Source organism: Pseudomonas sp. D5(2026), from assembly GCF_057766845.1.
The window spans coordinates 4,518,991-4,538,230 of the sequence record NZ_CM173421.1 but is presented as its reverse complement, the minus strand read 5'-3'; the positions used below and the strand labels follow the sequence as shown (position 1 = coordinate 4,538,230).

Genomic DNA, 19,240 nt, shown 5'->3' with positions numbered 1-19,240 from the left:
TTCCCCGCACGCGCTGCGCGTTCGGGCCAGATGAGGTTGTACTGCCATGGTCCGTCGAACCAAAGAAGAAGCCCAGGAAACCCGCGCCCAGATCATCGAGGCGGCGGAAAAGGCCTTCTACAAGCGCGGGGTTGCGCGAACCACCCTGGCCGACATCGCCGAACTGGCGGGTGTGACGCGGGGGGCGATCTACTGGCACTTCAACAACAAGGCCGAGCTGGTGCAGGCGTTGCTCGACAGCCTGCACGAGACCCATGACCATTTGGCGCGCGCGAGCGAAAGCGAGGATGAAGTCGACCCGCTTGGCTGCATGCGCAAGCTGCTGTTGCAGGTGTTCAACGAGCTGGTGCTCGATGCCCGAACCCGCCGTATCAATGAAATCCTGCATCACAAGTGCGAGTTCACCGATGACATGTGTGAAATTCGCCAGCAGCGCCAGGGTGCGGTGCTGGATTGCCACAAGGGCATCACCCTGGCGCTGGCCAATGCCGTGCGCCGGGGCCAGTTGCCTGGCGAGCTGGATGTCGAGCGCGCGGCGGTGGCCATGTTTGCCTATGTCGATGGCCTGATCGGGCGCTGGCTCTTGCTGCCTGACAGTGTCGATCTGTTGGGTGATGTCGAAAAATGGGTCGACACCGGGCTGGATATGCTGCGCTTGAGCCCGGCTCTGCGCAAATGACACTTTGTTAAGGATTGTGAGGGAGTGTTTCCCCTTTGTGTTAAGGGGGGATTAAGGGCGCGGCTGCCTTGCGGCTGTGCGCAGCACAAGGCGGCTCTTGCAGCGATTGCGTAGCCTTCAGCGGCCGCGCAATTGCCGGTCGGGCAAAGCCAATGCCGCAAACAGCCCCAGCACCGCGACAAGTGCACTCCCCATCAGCAACTTCCTGAACGTGTCCAGCAACCGCCCCTGAGTCACCAGGTCCACCTCCGCGGCCTTCAAGCTCCCCAGCAACGGATTACCCGACAGTTCGAAACCACCCTGATGCAGCAGGGCCAGCAACAGGCTGGACATGCACGCCACGCCCATGGCTCCGCCCAGCGAGCGGAACAGGTTGGTGGTGCTGGTGGCCACGCCGATGTCCTTGCTGGCCACCGCGCTTTGTGTGCCCACCAGCGAGGTCGGAAATTGCAGCCCACAGGCAATACCGGTAAGCAGCATGAACAGCGCACCGAGCAACGCTGATTGCGGCGGAGTCAGTGCCATCGCGAAAATGGCCACTGGCATCAGCAGTGCACCGGCCAGGATCTGCGGCTTGTAGCGCCCGGTCCGGCTGGTCATGCGGCCACCTGTGAAGGCACCCAAGGGCAGCCCCATGGCCAGCGGCAGCAGGTGCAGGGCGGCGCTGTCGGCACCTGCGCCGGTGATGCCTTGGTAGCGCAAGGGCATGAGCATGGTCAGGGAAATGGACTGGAAACTGGCGAAGAAGATCACTGCCCAGCACAGCACCGCCACCCGGTTGCTGAACAGGCTGAGCGGCAGCAGCGGCTCTGTGCAGCGGCGTTCGTGGGCGATGAAAAGCGTCAGGCCCAGCAGGGCGCAGCCGAACAGCGCCAGCACGGCCGGGTCGGCCCAGGCGTGGCCCTGGCCCACCAAGGTGATGCCCAGTAGCAGGCTGCCAAGGCCAAGGATCAACAGCACGGCGCCAAGGTAGTCTACCCGTGCCTCGCGACGCTGCAGCGGCATGCCACTGAGGGCTCGGTGTATGAACCACAAGGCGACCAGCCCCAGCGGCAGGTTGATCCAGAACACCCAGCGCCACGACAGGTACTCGGTCAACCAGCCGCCCAGCACTGGCCCGGCCACGCTGGCCGCGGCGTACATGCTGCTGAAGTAGCCCTGGTAGCGGCCGCGTTCGCGTGGGGGTACGAAGTCGCCAATGATTGCCTGGCTCACCGAGACCATGCCGCCTGCGCCAATACCCTGCAGTACCCGGGCCAGCAACAGTTGCTGCATGTCCTGGGCCATTGCACAGGCAATGGAAGCCAGGGTGAACAGGCTGATGCCGGTGAGGATCATCCGGCGCCGGCCGTAAAGGTCGCCCAGTTTGCCGTAGATCGGCACAGCCACGGTCATTGCCACCATGTACCCGGAAATGACCCAGGCCAGCATGCCGACATCGCTGAACTGTGCCGAGATGGCGGGCAGTGAGACGGCGACGATGGTCTGGTCCAGAGCGCCAAGGAAGATGGCCAGCATGAGGGCGGTGAGCACGTTGCGCAGGGAGGTAGGGGGCAGGGCGGCGGTCACGGGAATACCTTGTTTTGTCTACGGCAGCCCCTTGGCGGGCAAGCCTGCTCTCAGAGAAGCCCCCGAATTGTACCCTGAGTTAGGTAGCTTCCTATGTACTATCTGCATCCCCTATGCAAGATCGGCATTGGCGCATTCATCCAGCGAGGCATGGCTGCGTGATATCGTTGGTATGCCACAGAGGCTGAAATTCGGGGCTTGCACCAGCTTGGTGCAACATATTGCCGCAGGTTTTTCAGTACGCTGTCTCCCACACCTTTTATTCCTCTGCCTGCATGTCGAGCATGACCGCCCAGATGGCGACGGTTGGAACAGGTCAGGTAGACCCGATTACAGGGGTCGGTAGTTACCGTTCAAATTTCAACTTTTTTGCGGAGTGATCATGCCCAAGGCTTCCCACCAAGATCTGCGTTTTGCCTTCCGCGAGCTGCTCGCTTCAGGTTCCTGTTTCCACACTGCCTCGGTGTTCGACCCGATGTCGGCACGCATTGCCGCAGACCTGGGCTTCGAAGTCGGTATCCTCGGCGGTTCGGTCGCTTCGTTGCAGGTGCTGGCTGCTCCGGACTTTGCTCTGATCACCCTAAGCGAGTTCGTCGAGCAGGCCACCCGCATTGGTCGGGTCGCGCAACTGCCGGTACTGGCGGACGCCGACCACGGCTATGGCAACGCACTGAACGTGATGCGTACGGTGATCGAACTGGAGCGCGCCGGTGTGGCCGCACTGACCATCGAGGACACCCTTCTGCCCGCCCAGTTCGGGCGCAAGTCCACCGACCTGATTCCGGTCGATGAGGGTGTTGGCAAGATCCGTGCGGCGCTGGAGGCACGGGTCGACTCGTCCCTGTCGATCATTGCCCGAACCAACGCGGGCGTACTCAGCACCGAAGAAATCATCGTGCGTACGCAGAGCTACCAGAAAGCGGGCGCTGATGGCATTTGCATGGTCGGGGTCAAAGACTTCGAGCAGCTCGAGCAGATTGCCGAGCACCTGACGGTGCCGCTGATGCTGGTCACCTATGGCAACCCGAACCTGCGCGATGACGAACGCCTGGCGCGTCTGGGCGTGCGCATCGTAGTCGATGGCCATGCGGCTTACTTTGCCGCAATCAAGGCCACTTACGACTGCCTGCGGCTGCAGCGTGGTCGGCAGAACAAGTCGGAAAACCTCAGTGCCACCGAGCTGTCGCACACCTACACCCAGCCTGAAGACTACATTCGCTGGGCCAAGGAATACATGAGCGTCGAGGAGTGATCGGCAGAGCGCCGTCCATTCAACGGACGGCGCTCAAGTTTGCACCCCACAGTCGGCCATTGAGTCGCCTGCTTCGCGGGCATGCCCGCTCTCATCAAACAAAATACAACCCACTGTTTTCTAAGCACTCAAGCGGCCACCAGCTGATACCCCAGTTTCCGGGCTTTGCGGAGCAAAGCCCGGACCTGCCGGTCCTGGCTTCTGGTTTCGAACTCCTCAAGACCTTTTTCAACATAAGCCTGCTTCTTGGTTAAAAGGTTGTACACCAGACGTGCCAACTGATGCGCAGTGGCCTTGATGGCGCAGCTGGTATCCATTCGAGTCAGTCTGGCTCGGTGCGATGCACCAATGAAACCCTTGTCGTTACGGGCATTGGATGCAGCCTGCTTGAGTGCTTGAGCTGCTCGATTGACTATTTTTGGCCCACCACTTGCCAGTCGATGACCGCCGGAGATTCGAGTAGGGGGAGCCAGTCCCAACCAAGAGCAGAAGTGCTGTGAGGACGGGAAGCGTGATAGATCTGTACCGATCTCCCCTGTCAGCACTAATGCAGTGTCCACCCCAATGGTTGGAATTGCGGTTAGGTCCACGCCAAGAACTTTCCACAATGTCTGATGCAGTTCAGTCTGTTGGGCACCGTTTCGGTGCGGGCTCCGTAAAGGCTTATTGGATGGCTCTGGCTTGTTTTGCAGCACCGGCAACTGCTCTAACGCGGCTTTTATGGCGTCGTCACAATCAGCAATTTGCTGCTCCAGGAAGTCATAGGCAGCCAATTCCTGAGTTAGCGCATGCAAATGCTCGCGCCGCCAATTGCCATGAAGACTCCGAGCGACAGCCTCCTTGCCTGCCTTGATGCGGCGGTCGGTCAGTTCAGCCAGTTGCACTGGGTCCCGTTCACCTGCGCAGATGGCTCGCAAAATCTTCATGCCAGTTACGCCGGAAATATCACTGATGACATTGGCCAGCTGGATGTTCATTTGGCTCATGGCCTTTTGCATCCGGTTCAGCGTCTGCGCCTGGTCTTTCACTTTGGAAGCACGCTGCCTGACCAATGACCGGACGCAGCAGGTCAGATCATCGGGGCGGAATGCGCCTCTGAGCAGTCCATGAGTCATCAGCTGCCAAATCCACTGGCAATCCAGCACATCTGATTTACGGCCCGTGATTTGCCGAGTTGCTCTGGCATTGACGAGATAAACCTCAAAACCGCGCTCGCTGAGAATCTCGTAAATTGGAATCCAATAAACCCCCGTGGATTCCATGGCAACGACCTTGATCCCCAGGCTTTCAAGCCAGTTAGCCATCTTGAGCAGGTCGTCAGTAAAGGACGTGAACGACTGGACGGGATTTTCGTGCCGGGGATCGACCGCCACGAAATGCTCTCGACCACCGACATCGATCGCTGCGCAATCGGGATGGACGACGGTAAAGCGTTGCTTGGAAGGCTTGCGCGCCATGATGAATCCTCGCAGGATAAAGGGCGCGCGGGGCACACGGTGGCGAAAGGGTTCACTCTCTCATACGTGGTCACAGCTGAATCAGCTGATGCCTACAGGGACTTCACGCCGATACCGTGCGGATCACTCTCCCACGCGGGTGTGCGGACACACACCAGTGCTGGCTACGATCTCTGTCCCGCGCACACGAACCCTAACAAAGCAAAAGGCGGCTGGCCCTACCGGGCCAACCGCCTTTTCTTTTTCAAAATGTCAGCGTCGCTGCGGATCTAAAGCCGTACACCTCATGTTTGCTGCGCGACAGCGCAGCCCGGAAGGGCTGGGTGATCTCCCACTGGGACCGCGCAGATCCCAAGGCATGTGCATACCTGTGGGCGACCCCGAGAAAGGGCTGTCACAGGCTGGCCTGGCCTTCCAGCCAGTCCAGTAATTCGAGCAACCCCGGCGGCAAGCTTCTGGCCTGGCTCACCAGGTAATACCCCTTGCCCGTCAGCACCTTCAGCGCAAACGGCATGCACAACCGCCCACCGCGCAGGTCATCGCCAATCAGCGACCAGTCACCGATCGCCACCCCTGTGCCCTGCGAAGCCATGGCCATCGCCATGTCCAGTGTCTCGAAATGCTGTTTGGGTCCATGTGTGGCCAGCGTCACTCCAGCCGCCTGCAACCACAACCGCCAGTCGTGTTCATCTCGCGAGGGGTGCAGCAGCATGTGCCTGGCCAGGTCTTCCACCTGCTGCAACGGCACTGGCCCTTCACGCAGTGATGGAGCGCACACTGGGGTCAGTTGCTCATCGAACAGTTTGCGCACATGTAGCCCGTGGTTTGGTGCATTGCCATAGACCACCGCTGCATCGAAGCCCTCGCGACGCAAATCCACCCCGTGCTGCACGGTCGTGGTCAGCTCCACCGGTACGTCCGGGCGCAGTGCCTGCCATTCCATCAGGCGCGGTAGCAGCCAACGCATCACGCAGGTGGGTGCCTTGAGCTGCAAGGTAGTGCTGTGCTCACCCACTTCGCGCACCCCCTGTTCGATCAGCGCGAACACCTGCTGCACCCGCGGCAGCCAGTCCAGGCCTTCACGGGTCAGGCTCAACCCGCGGGCCTCGCGCTTGAACAGGGCATAACCCAGGTGTTCTTCGAGAGCTGCAATCTGGCGGCTGACAGCGCCTTGGGTGATGTGCAACTGCTGCCCTGCGCGGGTGAAGTTGCAGTGCTGGGCGGTGACCAGAAATGTGTGCAGGGCAGGCAGGGGTGGGAGGCGTTTCATTGCAGTAAGCCATGATCACAGGACATGGCTAGTATGTGTTTTTTTACATTGTGGCGATAGCCGTGGCTTGGGTCCAATAAGGGCATACCCCAACAAGATTCATGGTGATCCCTGATGGCAACCTGCGGCGAAGTACTGGTCAAACTCCTTGAAGGCTATGGCGTCGATCATGTCTTCGGCATTCCCGGTGTACATACCGTGGAGCTCTATCGTGGCCTTGCGGGCTCTTCCATTCGCCACATCACCCCACGTCATGAGCAAGGTGCCGGGTTCATGGCTGACGGCTATGCGCGCACCCGCGGCAAACCCGGGGTGTGCTTCATTATTACCGGCCCGGGCATGACCAATATCACCACTGCCATGGGCCAGGCCTATGCCGACTCGATCCCGATGCTGGTGATTTCCAGCGTGCAGCCCCGTGACCAGCTGGGCGGTGGCCGTGGCAAGCTGCACGAGCTGCCCAACCAGGCCGCGCTGGTATCGGGTGTGGCGGCGTTTTCCCACACCTTGATGAGTGCAGCCGACTTGCCGCAGGTGCTGGCCCGGGCATTTGCCGTGTTCGACAGTGCCCGGCCACGCCCGGTGCATATCGAAATCCCGCTCGATGTGCTGGTTGAGCCGGCCGACTTCCTGCTGCCGGGCCGCCCCGTACGTGGTAGTCGGGCAGGGGCTGCACCGCAGGCCGTGGCGCAGATGGCTGAGCGACTGGCCAGTGCACGTCGGCCGCTGATTCTGGCCGGTGGCGGGGCGTTGGCTGCGGGCGCTGCGCTGGCGCGCCTGGCCGAACACCTTCAGGCCCCGGTGGCGCTGACCATCAATGCCAAAGGCTTGCTGCCTGCCAGCCACCCATTGCAGATCGGCTCGACCCAGTCGTTACCCGCCACACGGGCGCTGATTGCCGAGGCCGACGTGGTGCTGGCGATCGGCACCGAACTGGCCGAAACCGATTATGACGTGACCTTCAAGGGTGGTTTCGAGATCCCGGGCAGGCTGTTGCGTATTGACATCGACCCGGACCAGACCGTGCGCAATTATCTGCCGGAGCTGGCGCTGGTAGCCGATGCCGAGCTGGCAGCCGAAGCGCTGATCGGCGCCCTGCAAGCCCAGCCGCAGCCAGTGTACGAAAGCACTTGGGGCGTGGCCCGCGTGGCCAATCTGCGCAAGGTCCTGGCGGCAGACTGGGACCAGCCCACCCTGAGCCAGACGCGCTTGCTGAGCGCCATACTGGAGCGCCTGCCTGATGCCATTCTGGTGGGCGATTCGACCCAGCCTGTGTACACCGGCAACCTGACACTCGACATGGAGCAGCCACGCCGCTGGTTCAACGCCTCGACCGGCTACGGTACCTTGGGTTACGCGTTACCAGCAGCCATGGGCGCCTGGTTGGGCAGTGCCGAGCAGGCCGTCGAACGCGCCCCGGCGGTGTGCCTGATTGGTGATGGTGGTTTGCAGTTCACCCTGCCGGAACTTGCCAGTGCAGTGGAGGCGCAGGTACCGCTGATCGTACTGCTGTGGAATAACCAGGGGTACGAGGAAATCAAGAAATACATGGTCAATCGGGCGATCGAGCCGGTCGGGGTGGATATCCATACCCCGGATTTCATCGGCGTGGCGCGGGCGTTGGGCGCGGCAGCAGAGAACGTGGCCGATATCGCCCAATTGCAGGCCGTGCTCGGGCAAGCGGCGGAGCGCAAGGGGCCGACCTTGATTCAGGTGGACCAGAATCAGTGGCAGGCCGCGGTGTTGGGGTGAAGCATTGCGATTGCCTGTATCGGCCTCTCGCGCCTGCAGGCAGCGCGCAATTTTCGCATCTGTGCAAAAACCTGTAGGAGCGGGTTTACCCGCGAAAGCGCCGCTGCAGGCGAATGTCGAGCTTCAGACCGCAGTAGCCCGCAACCGAGCCACATCGCGAATTGGCGGCGCGCCGTAAAGCCGGCTGTATTCACGGCTGAATTGCGACGGGCTTTCATAACCCACCCGATAAGCCGCCACCGCCGCCTCCAGCCCGTCGTTCAACATCAGCCGCCGCGCCTCTTGCAGGCGCAGTTGCTTCTGGTACTGAAGCGGGCTCATCGAGGTCACGGCCTTGAAGCGGTGGTGCAAGGTCGAGGTACTGAGGTTGACTTCACGGGCCAGGTCCTCGATCCGCAGCGGCTGTTGGTAGTTGTTGTTGAGCCAGGTGATGGCCTGGCACACCCGGTGGGTCTGGCTGTTGGCCAAGGCAATTTCATACAGCCGGTAACCCTGCGGACCACGCAGCAGGCGGTAGAGAATCTCGCGGCGGAACAGCGGCGCCAGCATTGCGATGTCGCGGGGGGTGTCCAGCAGGCGCAGTAGCCGCAGCAGGGCATCGAGTAATGCGGCATCTGTCCTTTCCACATACAAACCACGGCCGGAAGGTCGATTGGGTACCAGCATCGGCCCGCTCTCGGCGATCAGCTGGCTGATCTCGGCCGGGTCCAGGTCCATGCGCAGGCCCAGGCTTGGGTTCTCGGGGCTGGCATCCAGCCTCACGGCACTGAGTGGCAAGGTTACCGAAACGACCATGTAATGCAGTGGGTCGTAGGCGTACTGCTCGTCACCCAGGAACAGGCTTTTGCTGCCCTGGGCAAGGATGCACAGGGCAGGCTGCGCCAGGGTGGGTACAGAACGCACATTTTCGGTGTGACGCACCAGGTACAGGTCATCGATGGCCGATGCTGGGCCATAGGGCTCGCCCGCGTGGCGGTTGATCAGCTCGGCCAGCTCCAGGCGCTGCAGTTCCAGGGTCGGTTCGGTGGACGTGGCGGTGGTCATGATGGCTTTCCTCTGCTGACCGACGCAGCATAGGTTTGGGCAAAGACGGGCGCTAGTCGAAAGCTGCACGCCGATTGCCTGATCCTGCCGCGCTGCAGGATCAGGCAATCGGCGTGCAGTAATGGCCTAACGCGCCGCGCGGGTGAGCGCCTAACCTTGGCAGCCTGGCTTTTCCGTCCGCCTGCTTCAAGGAGATTGTGCAATGACCCTTAAACAACCGGTCACCCACCTTGCTTTCATCCGTGCCAGCAGCGGGCGCTCGGCAGAGCTGGGCGCGCGCCTGCGTGACATGCTTGAGCCTTCGCTGCGTACACCGGGTTGCCTGAGTTTTACCGTGCAGCGTTCGCAGGCTGATGCTGACCTGTGGTTGCTCAGCGGAAGCTGGCAGGACCAGCAGGCGATGAGTGGTTACTTTGCTTCGCCGACACTGGAGGTGTTTGGTGAGCTGGTGCAGGCCCAGGTGGTCAGCAGCCTGGACTTGCATACCTTCGATTGAGTGTTGATGAGGTAAAGTGACGCCTTTGTTCAATCACGCGGACAGCAATATGGCACGTAGGGAATTCACTCATTTCGAAGCGGTATCGGCGATGGTGCCGGTGGAAGGTGGCGGCTACAACGCCGCCATCGCGGTCAAAGCCTTGGGCATGGGCGGCGCGCCGCGCTTTCACAAGGTTCTCGACGGGCAGGTGTTCAAGGGCGCCGTGGCCGCCGACGAAGCGGCCACCGCTGAGCTGCAACGCCTGCAGGGCGTCAGCGAAGAGGGTGAGCTGGTCTGGTGATCAGGCCGGCGGCCGGGCCATCTTGAACAGGTTGCCCAGCTCGAAATAGTCCGCCGGGCCACCCCCCCGCAGGATAGGCTCGGCGGCAGCGGTATCGTAGATGCCGTTGTTCAGCAGGTGCTCGGCAATGTGCACCGCCACCACTTCCCCAAGGATCAGCCAGCTGGGCACCTGTTCCTGGTCGGCCCGCTTGAGCTGGACGATCTGGCTGACCTTGCACTCGAAGGCTACCGGCGTTTCACCCACGCGCGGCACCTTGACGATGCTCGAGGGTGCGGCAGTGAGGCCGCTCAATTCGAATTCGTTTACTTCGGCAGCAACCGGTGCGCAGCTCAGGTTCATTTGCTCGGCCAGAGGGCGGGTGGCCAGGTTCCAGACGAACTCACCGGTCTGCTCGATGTTGTTCAGGCTGTCTTTGCGCCCGACGCTGCAGAAACCGATGATCGGCGGGATGTAGTTGAACGCATTGAAGAAGCTGTAAGGCGCCAGGTTCAGGCGGCCTTCGCGGTCCTGAGAGGAGATCCAGCCGATAGGGCGGGGACCGACGATGGCATTGAACGGGTCGTGCGGCAGGCCGTGGCCTTTGGCGGGTTCGTAGTAATACATCTGTGCTGGGCTTGTTGGCCCTACCTCCTGGTGGACAAGGTGCCTAGTGTGCCAAGCCTGAGCTCGCCTGCAAATGATCAAGCCCGGCCGAAGCCGGGCTGGGTGCTCGCAATCAGGTATCAGCTGATGCGGTGCGCGTTGGTGCGGTTGAAGCCATCTTCGGCAAAGTGCTGGCCGCCGGTGCGGTCGAAACCGTCTTCGGCGAAGCGTTGGCCGTTGGTGCGATCGAAGCCGTCTTCGGCGAAGCGCTGGCCGTTGGTGCGATCGAAGCCGTCTTCGGCGAAGCGTTGGCCGTTGGTGCGATCGAAGCCGTCTTCGGCGAAGCGTTGGCCGTTGGTGCGATCGAAGCCGTCTTCGGCGAAGCGCTGGCCGTTGGTGCGATCGAAGCCGTCTTCGGCGAAGCGTTGGCCGTTGGTGCGATCGAAGCCGTCTTCAGCGTAGCTGGCGGGCTGGGTTTGAGCCGCGGCAAAGGTGTGAGCGTCGGTCCGGTCGAAGCCATCTTCGGCGAAGGCGCCAGCTGCGAAAACCGAGAGGGCCAGGGTCAGGATCAGTTTATTTTTCATGGTCGTTGCTCCAGGGGTTTGTGAGTTGTTTGTTTCTATGGGTTTAATCCTACGCCGAATAATTTGATTAAAAAGCGCAAAAAACAGCGCTTAATAATCTATTTGTTCGATGTTTTTAGCCGAGTATGTCGTGCTTCAGGCCTCAAGCCTGGCTTGGGAGCGTTCGCGCGGGCGCCAACGTTCTGCCAGCCATTGCAGCTTGATAAGGTGGAATTAATAGGGCGTTAAGAAGGAAAGGTCTGAATAGAAAAGGGGCGCTCCATGCAATGGAGCGCCCCTTTCAGTATTGCCAGGCCAGCGTTACTCAGTGGTAATCCGCGAGTGCTGCTTGGTGTCCTTCATGGTCGCGTAAACCAGCAGCGAGCAGGCGATACAGGCGGTGACGTACCAGTAAAAGCCGCTCTCCATCCCAGCGCTCTTGAACCACAGGGCCACGTATTCGGCGGTGCCACCGAAGATCGACACGGTCAGGGCATACGGCAGGCCCACGCCCAGGGCGCGAATCTCGGTAGGGAACAGCTCGGCTTTGACCACGGCGTTGATCGAGGTATAGCCGCTTACGATGATCAGCGCTGCCATGATCAGGAAGAACGCCCCCCACCAGCTCTGGATGGTGTGCAGGGTGCTGAGGATTGGGACGGTGAACAGGGTGCCGAGCACACCGAAGGCGATCAGGATCGGACGGCGGCCGATCTTGTCGGACAGACCACCGATCACCGGCTGCAGGCACATGAACAGGAACAGCGTGGCGGCCGAGATGGTGGTCGAGTCACTGATGCTCATACCTACGGAGTTGACCAGGTACTTCTGCATGTAGGTGGTGTAGGTGTAGAAGGCCAGGGTACCGCCCATGGTCAGACCGACGACGGTCATCAGCTCCTTGGGGTGACGCAGCAGCGTGCGCATCAGGCTTTCCTTGGCCTTTTCCTTCTTGGTGAACGAGGCGGTTTCTTCCATGCCGCGACGCAGGTACAGGGCCACCACGGCGCACAGCGCACCGATCACGAACGGCACGCGCCAGCCCCAGGCGTACAATTGCTCGGTGGTCAGGGTCTGTTGCAGGACGATCAGCACCGCCAGGGCGATGAGCTGGCCGGAGATCAGGGTCACGTACTGGAAGCTGGAGAAGAAACCACGGCGCTCCTTGCTGGCCATTTCGCTGAGGTAGGTGGCCGAGGTGCCGTATTCACCACCCACCGACAGGCCTTGCAGCAGGCGTGCGATGACCAGCAGGACTGGCGCGGCGACGCCGATGGTTTCATAACCGGGGGTCAGGGCGATGACCAGCGAGCCCGCGCACATGAGCAGTACCGACGCCATCAGCGCGGCCTTGCGGCCCTTGCGGTCGGCGTACAGGCCCATCAGCCAGCCACCGATCGGGCGCATGAGGAAGCCCACGGCGAAGATCGCGGCGGTATTGAGCAGTTGTGCGGTGGAGTCGCCGGCCGGGAAGAAAGCCTTGGCGAAGTACAGCGAGAATGCGGCGTAGACGTACCAGTCGTACCATTCGACCATGTTGCCGATGGACCCGCTGAAAATCGACTTCAAGCGGCTGGCGGTGGTTTTTTCTGCGGCAGGCGCGGTGGCCGCCCCGGCGGGCAGGGAGGTGGCGTTATCCATCAGGGATACCTTCTCGTTGTTTTTGTGGAGCGCGCCGTGGCGCAGCTTGCCAAGGCAATTGCAGAAGGTGTGCCAAATGGGTGCAGGCTGATTCATTTGAGGGCGTCAAATATCCCAAGCCGGCACAGTAGTGGGGGTTGCGCCGCCCTTTGCAGGTGCGGGCCTGACCGCGAAGGGCTGCAAAGCAGTCTGAAATCTCGACGAGATGAGCGGTTTTTCGCCTACCCGGTCCTGGTCATGAGCGGATTTCCGCTTATGCCTGCCCAATAAAATCCTCGCGCACCAGCCCATGCCGTTGCATCTTCTCGTTAAGCGTGCGCCGCGGCAGTTGCAAAGCCTCCATCACCGACTTGATCTCGCCCCCATGCTGACGCAAGGCCGCACGCAGGCATTGCGCCTCGAATGCTTCCATCTGCTCGCCCAGCGACTGCCCGGCAGGTGCCACCTCGATGTTTGGCGAACCCAGCCCCAGCGCATGCCGCTCCGCCGCATTGGCCAGCTCACGCACGTTGCCAGGCCAGTCATGTGACAGCAGCTGCGCCAGCTGTGCACCCGATAGCGGAGGGGCCGCGCGACCAAGCTTTTCACCGGCAGCGCGGGCAAAGTGTTCGAACAGCAGCGGAATGTCCTCTCGCCGCTCGCGCAGCGGTGCCAGGCGCAATTCGGCGACGTTCAGGCGGTAGGCCAGGTCTTCTCGGAAGCGCCCGGCACGCGCCTCCTCGAGCAGGTCGGGCTTGGTCGCAGCAATGATGCGCAGGTCGACGCTGATGCTCTGGTTGGCCCCCAGGCGCTCCAACTTCTGCTCCTGAATCACCCGCAACAGCTTGGCCTGTTGGGCCAGTGGCATGCTCTCGATTTCGTCGAGGAACACGGTGCCACCGTTGGCATACTCCAGCTTGCCGATCCGTTTACCCTGGGCGCCCGTGAAGGCGCCGCTCTCATGGCCGAACAGTTCGGCCTCGAACAACGACTCGGGGATGGCCGCGCAGTTAAGGGCTACAAAGGGCTTGGCGGCACGGGGGCCAAAGTCGTGCAGACAGCGGGCCACCCGCTCCTTGCCACTGCCGGTTTCACCGCGGATCAGCACGTTTACCGGCAGGCTGGCCAGGTCCAGGACTTGCCGGCGCAGCTGTTGCAGGCCCTGGGACATGCCCAGCAGCGTGACTTCCAGGCGTGACTTGAGGTCGGCCTGCTCGTGGAGCCGGCGGTTCTCCAGCACCAGCTGGCGCTTTTCCAGGGCGCGACGCAGGCTGCCCAGCAAGTCTTGCGGCGTGAAGGGTTTTTCCAGGAAGTCATAGGCCCCGCTGCGCATGGCTTCTACCGCCATCGGTACATCACCGTGACCGGTCAGCAAAATCACGGGCAGGTCGGGGTCGTTCGCTTGCAGGCGTTCGAGCAATTGCAGGCCATCCATACCCGGCATGCGTACATCGCTGATGATCACCCCAGGGAAGTGCTGCGGCAGGTGCGCCAGGCACTCTTCGGCGCGAGCGAACAACTGCACGCTGAAGCCGGACAGGCTCAGCCATTGCTCTACAGCAGTGCGGATACTGGCTTCATCATCGACGACGATCACCGAATTCAACATACAGGCTCCAGGTCACGGGGCAGGGTAAGGCTCAGGCGCGCGCCGCCAGGCAGGTTTTCGGCCCGCAACTGGCCGCCGGCCTCATGGACGATGCCGTAAGAGATGGCCAGGCCCAGCCCTAGCCCTTCCCCCACCGGTTTGGTGGTGAAGAACGGGTCGAAGACCTTGGCCAGGTCGGCTTCGGCAATGCCGCCACCCGAGTCGAGCACACTCAGGCGCCATAGCTCCCCGTCGGGTTCGATGCGGATCTCCAGGCGTTTGTAACGCTTGTCGATCATGGCGTCGAGTGCGTTGTGCAGGAGGTTTATCAGCACCTGCTCCAGGCGGATGGCATCGCCGCGTACCCAGGCCGGGCGTGCCAGGTACAGAGCCACCTCCACTTCCTCGCTGCGAATGCGCGCTTCCAGCAGGTGCAAGGCCTGGTCGACCACGGTTGCCAGGTCAAGGCGTTCGCGCAGGCCCATCGGACTGTTGCGGGCAAAGGTTTTCAGGTGGCTGGTAAGTGCTGCCATGCGCGTGAGCATCTGTTCCAGCGGCTCCAGCGCTTGCCGCGCTTCGTCATGGCGACCATGGTCAAGCAGCAGGCGCAGGGTTTCCAGTTGCATACGTTGGGTGGTCAGCGGCTGGTTGATTTCATGGGCCATGGCCGCTGACATTTGCCCGAGTGCGGCCAGTTTGGCTGATTGCACCAGGCCTTCCTGGGCAGTGCGCAGCTCGCGGGTGCGCTCCTCGACCTGGCGTTTGAGTTCTTGCCGGCTGCGCTGGCGCAGGCGTGCCAGGCGCAGGCGTTGACTGACGAAAAGGGCGGCGAACACCAGGCTCAGCCAGACGGCGGCGGCGCCAAGGGCTGCATTACGGCCGTCTGCAGCGACCTGCGGTTTGCGCAGCAGGTGCAAGGTCCAGTTTTCGCCTTCCAGCGGCAGGCTTTCCCACAAGTACTCGGTGCTACCCTCGGGGCCTTGCACGCGGCTAAGGGTGCTGTAGGGGGCAAACCGCGTCAGTACCTGATGCTGTAGCGGCACCAGCGGTTGCTTGTCGTACTGACGGGTTTCGGCCAGCTCGGCTCGGTCGGCGCCACTGAGCGGCTGAAGCTCGCGGTAGCGCCAGCCATCCTGGTTTGCGATGAACGTAATGCCGCGGGCGTCGCTGACCAGCAGGATATCGTTGCCCTGTCGCCATTCGCGTTCCAGCTCTGGGAATTCCAGCTTCACCACCATGGCACCAAGGAATCGGCCGTGCTCGTCGTTCACCGCGCTGGCGAGGAAGTAGCCCGGCACGCCACTGGTCACGCCCACGGCATAGAAGCGGCCACTGCCCTGGCTGCGGGTTTGCTTGAAGTAGGGACGGAAACCGTAGTTGGAGCCGACGTAGCTGCTGGGCAGCCGCCAATTGCTGGCGGCAATGGCCAGGCCGGTGCGGTCGAGCAGTTCGAGGGTGGAGGAATTGGCGGCGCCATTGATACGTTCGAGCTTGTGGTTCAGGGCGTTCTGAACGCCTTCGTCGACCGGGCCGCGCAAGGCTGCGATCAGTTCCGGGTCGAGCGCCAGCACGGCGGGGAGGGCACGGTAGCGGTCGATCAGGGTGTGCAGTGCGTTGGCGTACAGGCCCAGTTGCTGGCTGGCACGCTTGGCGTCGTCTTCCATGGCCTGGCGCTTGGCCTGGTGCATGGCCCAGCCGGCGCTGAGTGCGGTACCCAGCACGATCAGCAGGGTGATCAGCCCCAGACGCAGGGCGCGAAAGGAAAAGGGCATTGGGGGCGGATCCGGTGTTGGGGTATCGGGGCCGGCCTCTTCGCGGGTAAACCGCTCCTACAGGTACTCTGCAGCACCTGTAGGCGCGGGTTTACCCGCGAAGAGGCCGGAACAGGCGGCCTTTTTCAGTCAAAGCAATTCAAAGCTCTGCTGCTGCACCGCCTGGGAATCCAGACCTACCTGGACATTGAACTCCCCTGGTTCGGCAACCCGCTGCAACTGGCCATTGTAGAACTTCAGGTCGTCCTCGCTGATGCGGAAGGTCAACGTGCGGGTTTCGCCCGGTTCAAGCATCAGCTTCTGGAAGTTTTTCAGCTCTTTCACCGGGCGGCTCATCGACGCCGACACATCCTGCAGGTACAACTGCACCACCGTCTCGCCTGCAACCTTGCCGGTGTTCTTGACCGTTACCTTGGCTTCCAGCGTATCGCCGCGCTTGAGATCCTTGCCCGACAGGTTCAGGCCCGACAGCTCGAAGCTGCTGTAGCTCAAGCCATAGCCGAACGGGTAAAGCGGCCCGTTGGGTTCTTCGAAGTATTGCGAGGTGTAGTTGCCCGGCTTGCCCGGCGTGAACGGCCGGCCGATGCGGGTGTGGTTGTAGTACATCGGGATCTGGCCCACAGACCGTGGGAAGGTAATGGCCAGCTTGCCGGAGGGGTTGTAGTCGCCAAACAGCACGTCGGCGATGGCATTGCCGCCTTCGGTGCCGGCGAACCATGTTTCCAGGATGGCGTCGGCCTGCTCGCGCTCCCAGCTGATCGACAGCGGCCGGCCGTTCATCAACACCAGCACCAGCGGTTTGCCGGTGGCCTTGAGCGCCTTGATCAGCTCGCGCTGGCTGGCCGGGATCTCCAGGGTGGTACGGCTTGACGACTCGTGGGACATGCCGCGGGACTCGCCGACCACGGCGACCACGACGTCGGATTGCTTCGCCGCCTTGACTGCTTCATCGATCAGCACGGCAGGCGGGCGTGGGTCGTCGACGATTTCCGGGGCATCGAAGTTGAGGAAGTTCAGGTAGTCGAGTATCGCCTTGTCACCCGTGACGTTGGAGCCTTTGGCGTAGACCAGCTTGGCCTTGCCTTCCACGGCGCGGCGCAAGCCTTCGCGCACGGTCACCGAGTGGACGGGTTTACCGTCGGCGGCCCAGCTGCCCATCATGTCGATCGGGGCATCCGCCAGCGGGCCGACCACGGCAATGGTGCCGGCCTTTTTCAGCGGCAGGGTCTGGTTGCGGTTTTCCAGCAGCACCAGGCTGCGGCGTGCCACGTCACGCGCAGCTTCGCGGTGCAGGCGGTCGTTGCTGTAGTAGTCTTTCAGGTCGGTTTCAGCCTTGCCGATACGCACGTATGGGTCTTTGAACAGGCCCATGTCGTACTTGGCGCCAAGCACCTCACGCACCGCCTGGTCCAGTTCGCGCTGGGTCACCTCGCCGGACTTCAGCAGGCCCGGTAGCTCTTCGCCGTACAGGGTATCGTTCATGCTCATGTCGATGCCGGCCTTGATCGCCAGCTTGGCGGCTTCACGGCCATCACGGGCGACGCCGTGGCGAATCAGTTCCTGGATGGCACCGTGGTCGCTGATGGTCACGCCCTTGAAGCCCCACTCCTTGCGCAGCAGGTCGTTCATCAGCCAGGTGTTGGAGGTGGCCGGTACGCCGTTGATCGAGTTCAGCGCGACCATCACGCCACCGGCACCTGCATCGAGCGCGGCGCGATAGGGTGGCAGGTAGTCGTTGTACATTTTCGGCAGGCTCATATCGACCGTGTTGTAGTCGCGCCCGCCTTCCACGGCGCCATACAAGGCGAAATGCTTGACGATGGCCATGATGCTGTCGGGGTTGGCCGGGCTGCTGCCCTGGAACGAGCGCACCATTACCTGGCCGATTTTCGAGGTCAGGTAGGTGTCTTCGCCGAAACCTTCACTGGTGCGGCCCCAGCGCGGGTCACGGGCGATATCCACCATTGGCGCGAACGTCATGTCCAGGGCGTCGGCCGAGGCTTCGATCGCGGCGGTGCGGCCGACCTTGGCGACGGCCTCCATGTCCCAGGTAGCGGCCATGCCCAGGCCGATCGGGAAGATGGTGCGCTCGCCGTGGACGGTATCGTAGGCGAAGAACATCGGGATCTTCAGGCGGCTGCGCATGGCCGCGTCCTGCATTGGCCGGTTTTCGGGGGCAGTGCGTGAGTTGAAGGTGCCGCCGATGCGGCCGGCGGCGATCTCCTCGCGGATCTTGTCGCGGGGCATTTCCGGGCCGATGCTGATCAGGCGCAACTGGCCGATTTTTTCGGCTTCGGTCATCTGGCTGATCAGATGCTCGATGAATGCCTGCTTGTCCTGCAGGGGCGGGGCGGAGGGGGCGGCGAGGGCCGCCTGACTGGCAAGGCCCATGGCCAGGCCCAGCAAAGACAGTTTCATCATCAATTCCGTTATGGGGCCGCTGCCGTATCCACGGTGATAGGTGCGCGACCGAAGTTTTCAGGCGGCTATTGTTGTACGATTTGCGGGCAATTCTTCCAGCGGCGGATTATGCCTGAATATGTCGCCTGCGGATGAAGCCCCGAATGCCGGGATAACAACTATAAGAACGCTCAAGAGACCGACGGCATGACCCCCTTCGACGAATACCATCAGCGGCAGATTGCCGAAGCCATTGCCCGTGCCGAACGGCGTACCGATGCCGAACTGGTGACGGTGCTGGCCCGCCGAGCAGACGATTATGCCTATTGGCCGTTGCTCTGGGCCGCCGTGCTGGCGCTGGCCGTACCCGGTCTGTTGCACTGGCTGCTGGCTTGGCCCAGCGTGCGCGGTGTGCTGATGGGCAACGTGCTGTTGTTCGTCGGCCTGTGCCTGCTTCTGCGCAACCCGCGCCTGGCCGATTGGTTGATCCCCCGTGCCTTGCGCCGCTGGCGCGCCTCGCGCCTGGCCCGCCAGCAGTTTCGCGAGCAGAACCTGCAGCGCACAGCAGGCGCTACGGGCGTGCTGATTTTTGTCAGCGAGGCGGAGCGGCATGTGGAAATACTGGTCGATCGGGGTATTGAACACTGCCTGGATGCCGAAGCCCGCGCGGCCATCGGTGCCCGCTTTGCCGAGCAGGTGCGCCAGGGGCGAACGTTCCAGGGCTTTGTCGAGTGCATCGAGGCGTGTGGCGAGCTGCTTAGCCAGCACGTGCCGCCAACCCATGCCCGCAACGAATTGCCCAACCGTTTGGTGATTCTCGACTGAAGGAGCACCAGCGTTTCTGGAGAGCGCTCCCACAGGGTGCTTGGGGCACGTTAGAATAGGCGTTCCGCTACCCAAGGCTCCCTTT

General features: G+C 62.1%; 15 protein-coding genes and 1 pseudogene. 6 read left to right on the top strand and 10 right to left on the bottom strand.

The genetic code is table 11. From position 1 onward, the window contains the following. Nucleotides 1-46 precede the first annotated feature (46 nt). Nucleotides 47-679: an efflux transport transcriptional regulator TtgR gene (gene ttgR / locus AC3B5Q_RS20995; protein WP_021785779.1), complete on the top strand. Its 633-nt coding sequence runs from the start codon at nt 47-49 to the stop codon at nt 677-679. Nucleotides 680-796: 117 nt separating this feature from the next. Here ttgR and AC3B5Q_RS20990 read toward each other — a convergent pair whose 3' ends face one another. Continuing rightward, nucleotides 797-2,248: an MDR family MFS transporter gene (locus tag AC3B5Q_RS20990; protein WP_392473350.1), complete on the bottom strand. Its 1,452-nt coding sequence runs from the start codon at nt 2,246-2,248 to the stop codon at nt 797-799. Between the two features lie 382 nt (nt 2,249-2,630). On the opposite strand from AC3B5Q_RS20990, the gene AC3B5Q_RS20985 reads away from it, so the two are divergent. Then, on the top strand, nt 2,631-3,500 hold the full coding sequence (locus AC3B5Q_RS20985) for an oxaloacetate decarboxylase (RefSeq protein WP_021785777.1): 870 nt from the start codon (nt 2,631-2,633) through the stop codon (nt 3,498-3,500). A gap of 128 nt (nt 3,501-3,628) precedes the next feature. Here AC3B5Q_RS20985 and AC3B5Q_RS20980 read toward each other — a convergent pair whose 3' ends face one another. Further along, the gene (locus AC3B5Q_RS20980; protein WP_274119533.1) at nt 3,629-4,957 is read right to left on the bottom strand and encodes an IS110-like element ISPpu9 family transposase; all 1,329 of its coding nucleotides are present in this window, start codon (nt 4,955-4,957) and stop codon (nt 3,629-3,631) included. 394 nt (nt 4,958-5,351) lie between these two features. Beyond that, nucleotides 5,352-6,227 (bottom strand): LysR substrate-binding domain-containing protein, encoded by an 876-nt coding sequence (locus tag AC3B5Q_RS20975; protein ID WP_021785776.1) that lies wholly within the window; start codon nt 6,225-6,227, stop codon nt 5,352-5,354. Nucleotides 6,228-6,341: 114 nt separating this feature from the next. On the opposite strand from AC3B5Q_RS20975, the gene AC3B5Q_RS20970 reads away from it, so the two are divergent. After that, complete coding sequence (locus tag AC3B5Q_RS20970; protein WP_488392729.1) at nt 6,342-7,979, top strand: 5-guanidino-2-oxopentanoate decarboxylase; 1,638 nt, start codon at nt 6,342-6,344, stop codon at nt 7,977-7,979. Nucleotides 7,980-8,102: 123 nt separating this feature from the next. On the opposite strand, the gene AC3B5Q_RS20965 is transcribed toward AC3B5Q_RS20970, so the two are convergent. Further along, nucleotides 8,103-9,023 (bottom strand): AraC family transcriptional regulator, encoded by a 921-nt coding sequence (locus tag AC3B5Q_RS20965; protein ID WP_021785774.1) that lies wholly within the window; start codon nt 9,021-9,023, stop codon nt 8,103-8,105. Nucleotides 9,024-9,225: 202 nt separating this feature from the next. Between AC3B5Q_RS20965 and AC3B5Q_RS20960 the strand changes: the two genes are divergently transcribed. Together AC3B5Q_RS20960 and AC3B5Q_RS20955 are read left to right on the top strand one after the other, a co-directional pair. After that, nucleotides 9,226-9,519, top strand: coding sequence for a putative quinol monooxygenase (locus AC3B5Q_RS20960; RefSeq protein WP_021785773.1), 294 nt, complete (start codon nt 9,226-9,228; stop codon nt 9,517-9,519). Between the two features lie 16 nt (nt 9,520-9,535). Continuing rightward, nucleotides 9,536-9,802, top strand: coding sequence for a hypothetical protein (locus AC3B5Q_RS20955; protein WP_014859143.1), 267 nt, complete (start codon nt 9,536-9,538; stop codon nt 9,800-9,802). Here the strand turns inward: AC3B5Q_RS20955 and AC3B5Q_RS20950 are convergent, their stop codons facing one another. The 6 genes and pseudogenes from AC3B5Q_RS20950 to bglX form a co-directional block, all read right to left on the bottom strand. Then, nucleotides 9,803-10,408, bottom strand: a complete 606-nt coding sequence (locus tag AC3B5Q_RS20950; protein ID WP_010952506.1) for a flavin reductase family protein — start codon at nt 10,406-10,408, stop codon at nt 9,803-9,805. It abuts the gene before it with no gap. Between the two features lie 239 nt (nt 10,409-10,647). Then, nucleotides 10,648-10,971 (bottom strand): annotated as a pseudogene (locus tag AC3B5Q_RS20945) (heme utilization protein); the annotation flags it as partial. Nucleotides 10,972-11,271: 300 nt separating this feature from the next. After that, nucleotides 11,272-12,591: an MFS transporter gene (locus AC3B5Q_RS20940; RefSeq protein ID WP_028697504.1), complete on the bottom strand. Its 1,320-nt coding sequence runs from the start codon at nt 12,589-12,591 to the stop codon at nt 11,272-11,274. A 253-nt stretch (nt 12,592-12,844) separates the two neighbouring features. After that, entirely contained in the window at nt 12,845-14,179 is a 1,335-nt protein-coding gene (gene mifR / locus AC3B5Q_RS20935) for a two-component system response regulator MifR (RefSeq protein ID WP_103469436.1), read from the bottom strand. Beyond that, complete coding sequence (mifS, locus tag AC3B5Q_RS20930; protein ID WP_021785769.1) at nt 14,173-15,930, bottom strand: two-component system sensor histidine kinase MifS; 1,758 nt, start codon at nt 15,928-15,930, stop codon at nt 14,173-14,175. Before mifS ends, mifR begins: the two co-directional genes overlap by 7 nt. Before the next feature lie 129 nt (nt 15,931-16,059). Beyond that, the gene (gene bglX / locus AC3B5Q_RS20925) at nt 16,060-18,351 is read right to left on the bottom strand and encodes a beta-glucosidase BglX (protein ID WP_021785768.1); all 2,292 of its coding nucleotides are present in this window, start codon (nt 18,349-18,351) and stop codon (nt 16,060-16,062) included. Nucleotides 18,352-18,537: 186 nt separating this feature from the next. On the opposite strand from bglX, the gene AC3B5Q_RS20920 reads away from it, so the two are divergent. Then, complete coding sequence (locus tag AC3B5Q_RS20920; protein WP_021785767.1) at nt 18,538-19,155, top strand: TPM domain-containing protein; 618 nt, start codon at nt 18,538-18,540, stop codon at nt 19,153-19,155. Nucleotides 19,156-19,240 lie beyond the last annotated feature (85 nt).

Bases quoted from the DNA above. Each gene is read 5' to 3' on its own strand.
- ttgR (WP_021785779.1), top strand. From the start codon at position 47: ATGGTCCGTCGAACCAAAGAAGAAGCCCAGGAAACCCGCGCCCAGATC.
- AC3B5Q_RS20985 (WP_021785777.1), top strand. From the start codon at position 2,631: ATGCCCAAGGCTTCCCACCAAGATCTGCGTTTTGCCTTCCGCGAGCTG.
- AC3B5Q_RS20980 (WP_274119533.1), bottom strand. From the start codon at position 4,957: ATGGCGCGCAAGCCTTCCAAGCAACGCTTTACCGTCGTCCATCCCGAT.
- AC3B5Q_RS20975 (WP_021785776.1), bottom strand. From the start codon at position 6,227: ATGAAACGCCTCCCACCCCTGCCTGCCCTGCACACATTTCTGGTCACC.
- AC3B5Q_RS20970 (WP_488392729.1), top strand. From the start codon at position 6,342: ATGGCAACCTGCGGCGAAGTACTGGTCAAACTCCTTGAAGGCTATGGC.
- AC3B5Q_RS20965 (WP_021785774.1), bottom strand. From the start codon at position 9,023: ATGACCACCGCCACGTCCACCGAACCGACCCTGGAACTGCAGCGCCTG.
- AC3B5Q_RS20960 (WP_021785773.1), top strand. From the start codon at position 9,226: ATGACCCTTAAACAACCGGTCACCCACCTTGCTTTCATCCGTGCCAGC.
- AC3B5Q_RS20950 (WP_010952506.1), bottom strand. From the start codon at position 10,408: ATGTATTACTACGAACCCGCCAAAGGCCACGGCCTGCCGCACGACCCG.
- AC3B5Q_RS20940 (WP_028697504.1), bottom strand. From the start codon at position 12,591: ATGGATAACGCCACCTCCCTGCCCGCCGGGGCGGCCACCGCGCCTGCC.
- mifR (WP_103469436.1), bottom strand. From the start codon at position 14,179: ATGTTGAATTCGGTGATCGTCGTCGATGATGAAGCCAGTATCCGCACT.
- mifS (WP_021785769.1), bottom strand. From the start codon at position 15,930: ATGCCCTTTTCCTTTCGCGCCCTGCGTCTGGGGCTGATCACCCTGCTG.
- bglX (WP_021785768.1), bottom strand. From the start codon at position 18,351: ATGATGAAACTGTCTTTGCTGGGCCTGGCCATGGGCCTTGCCAGTCAG.
- AC3B5Q_RS20920 (WP_021785767.1), top strand. From the start codon at position 18,538: ATGACCCCCTTCGACGAATACCATCAGCGGCAGATTGCCGAAGCCATT.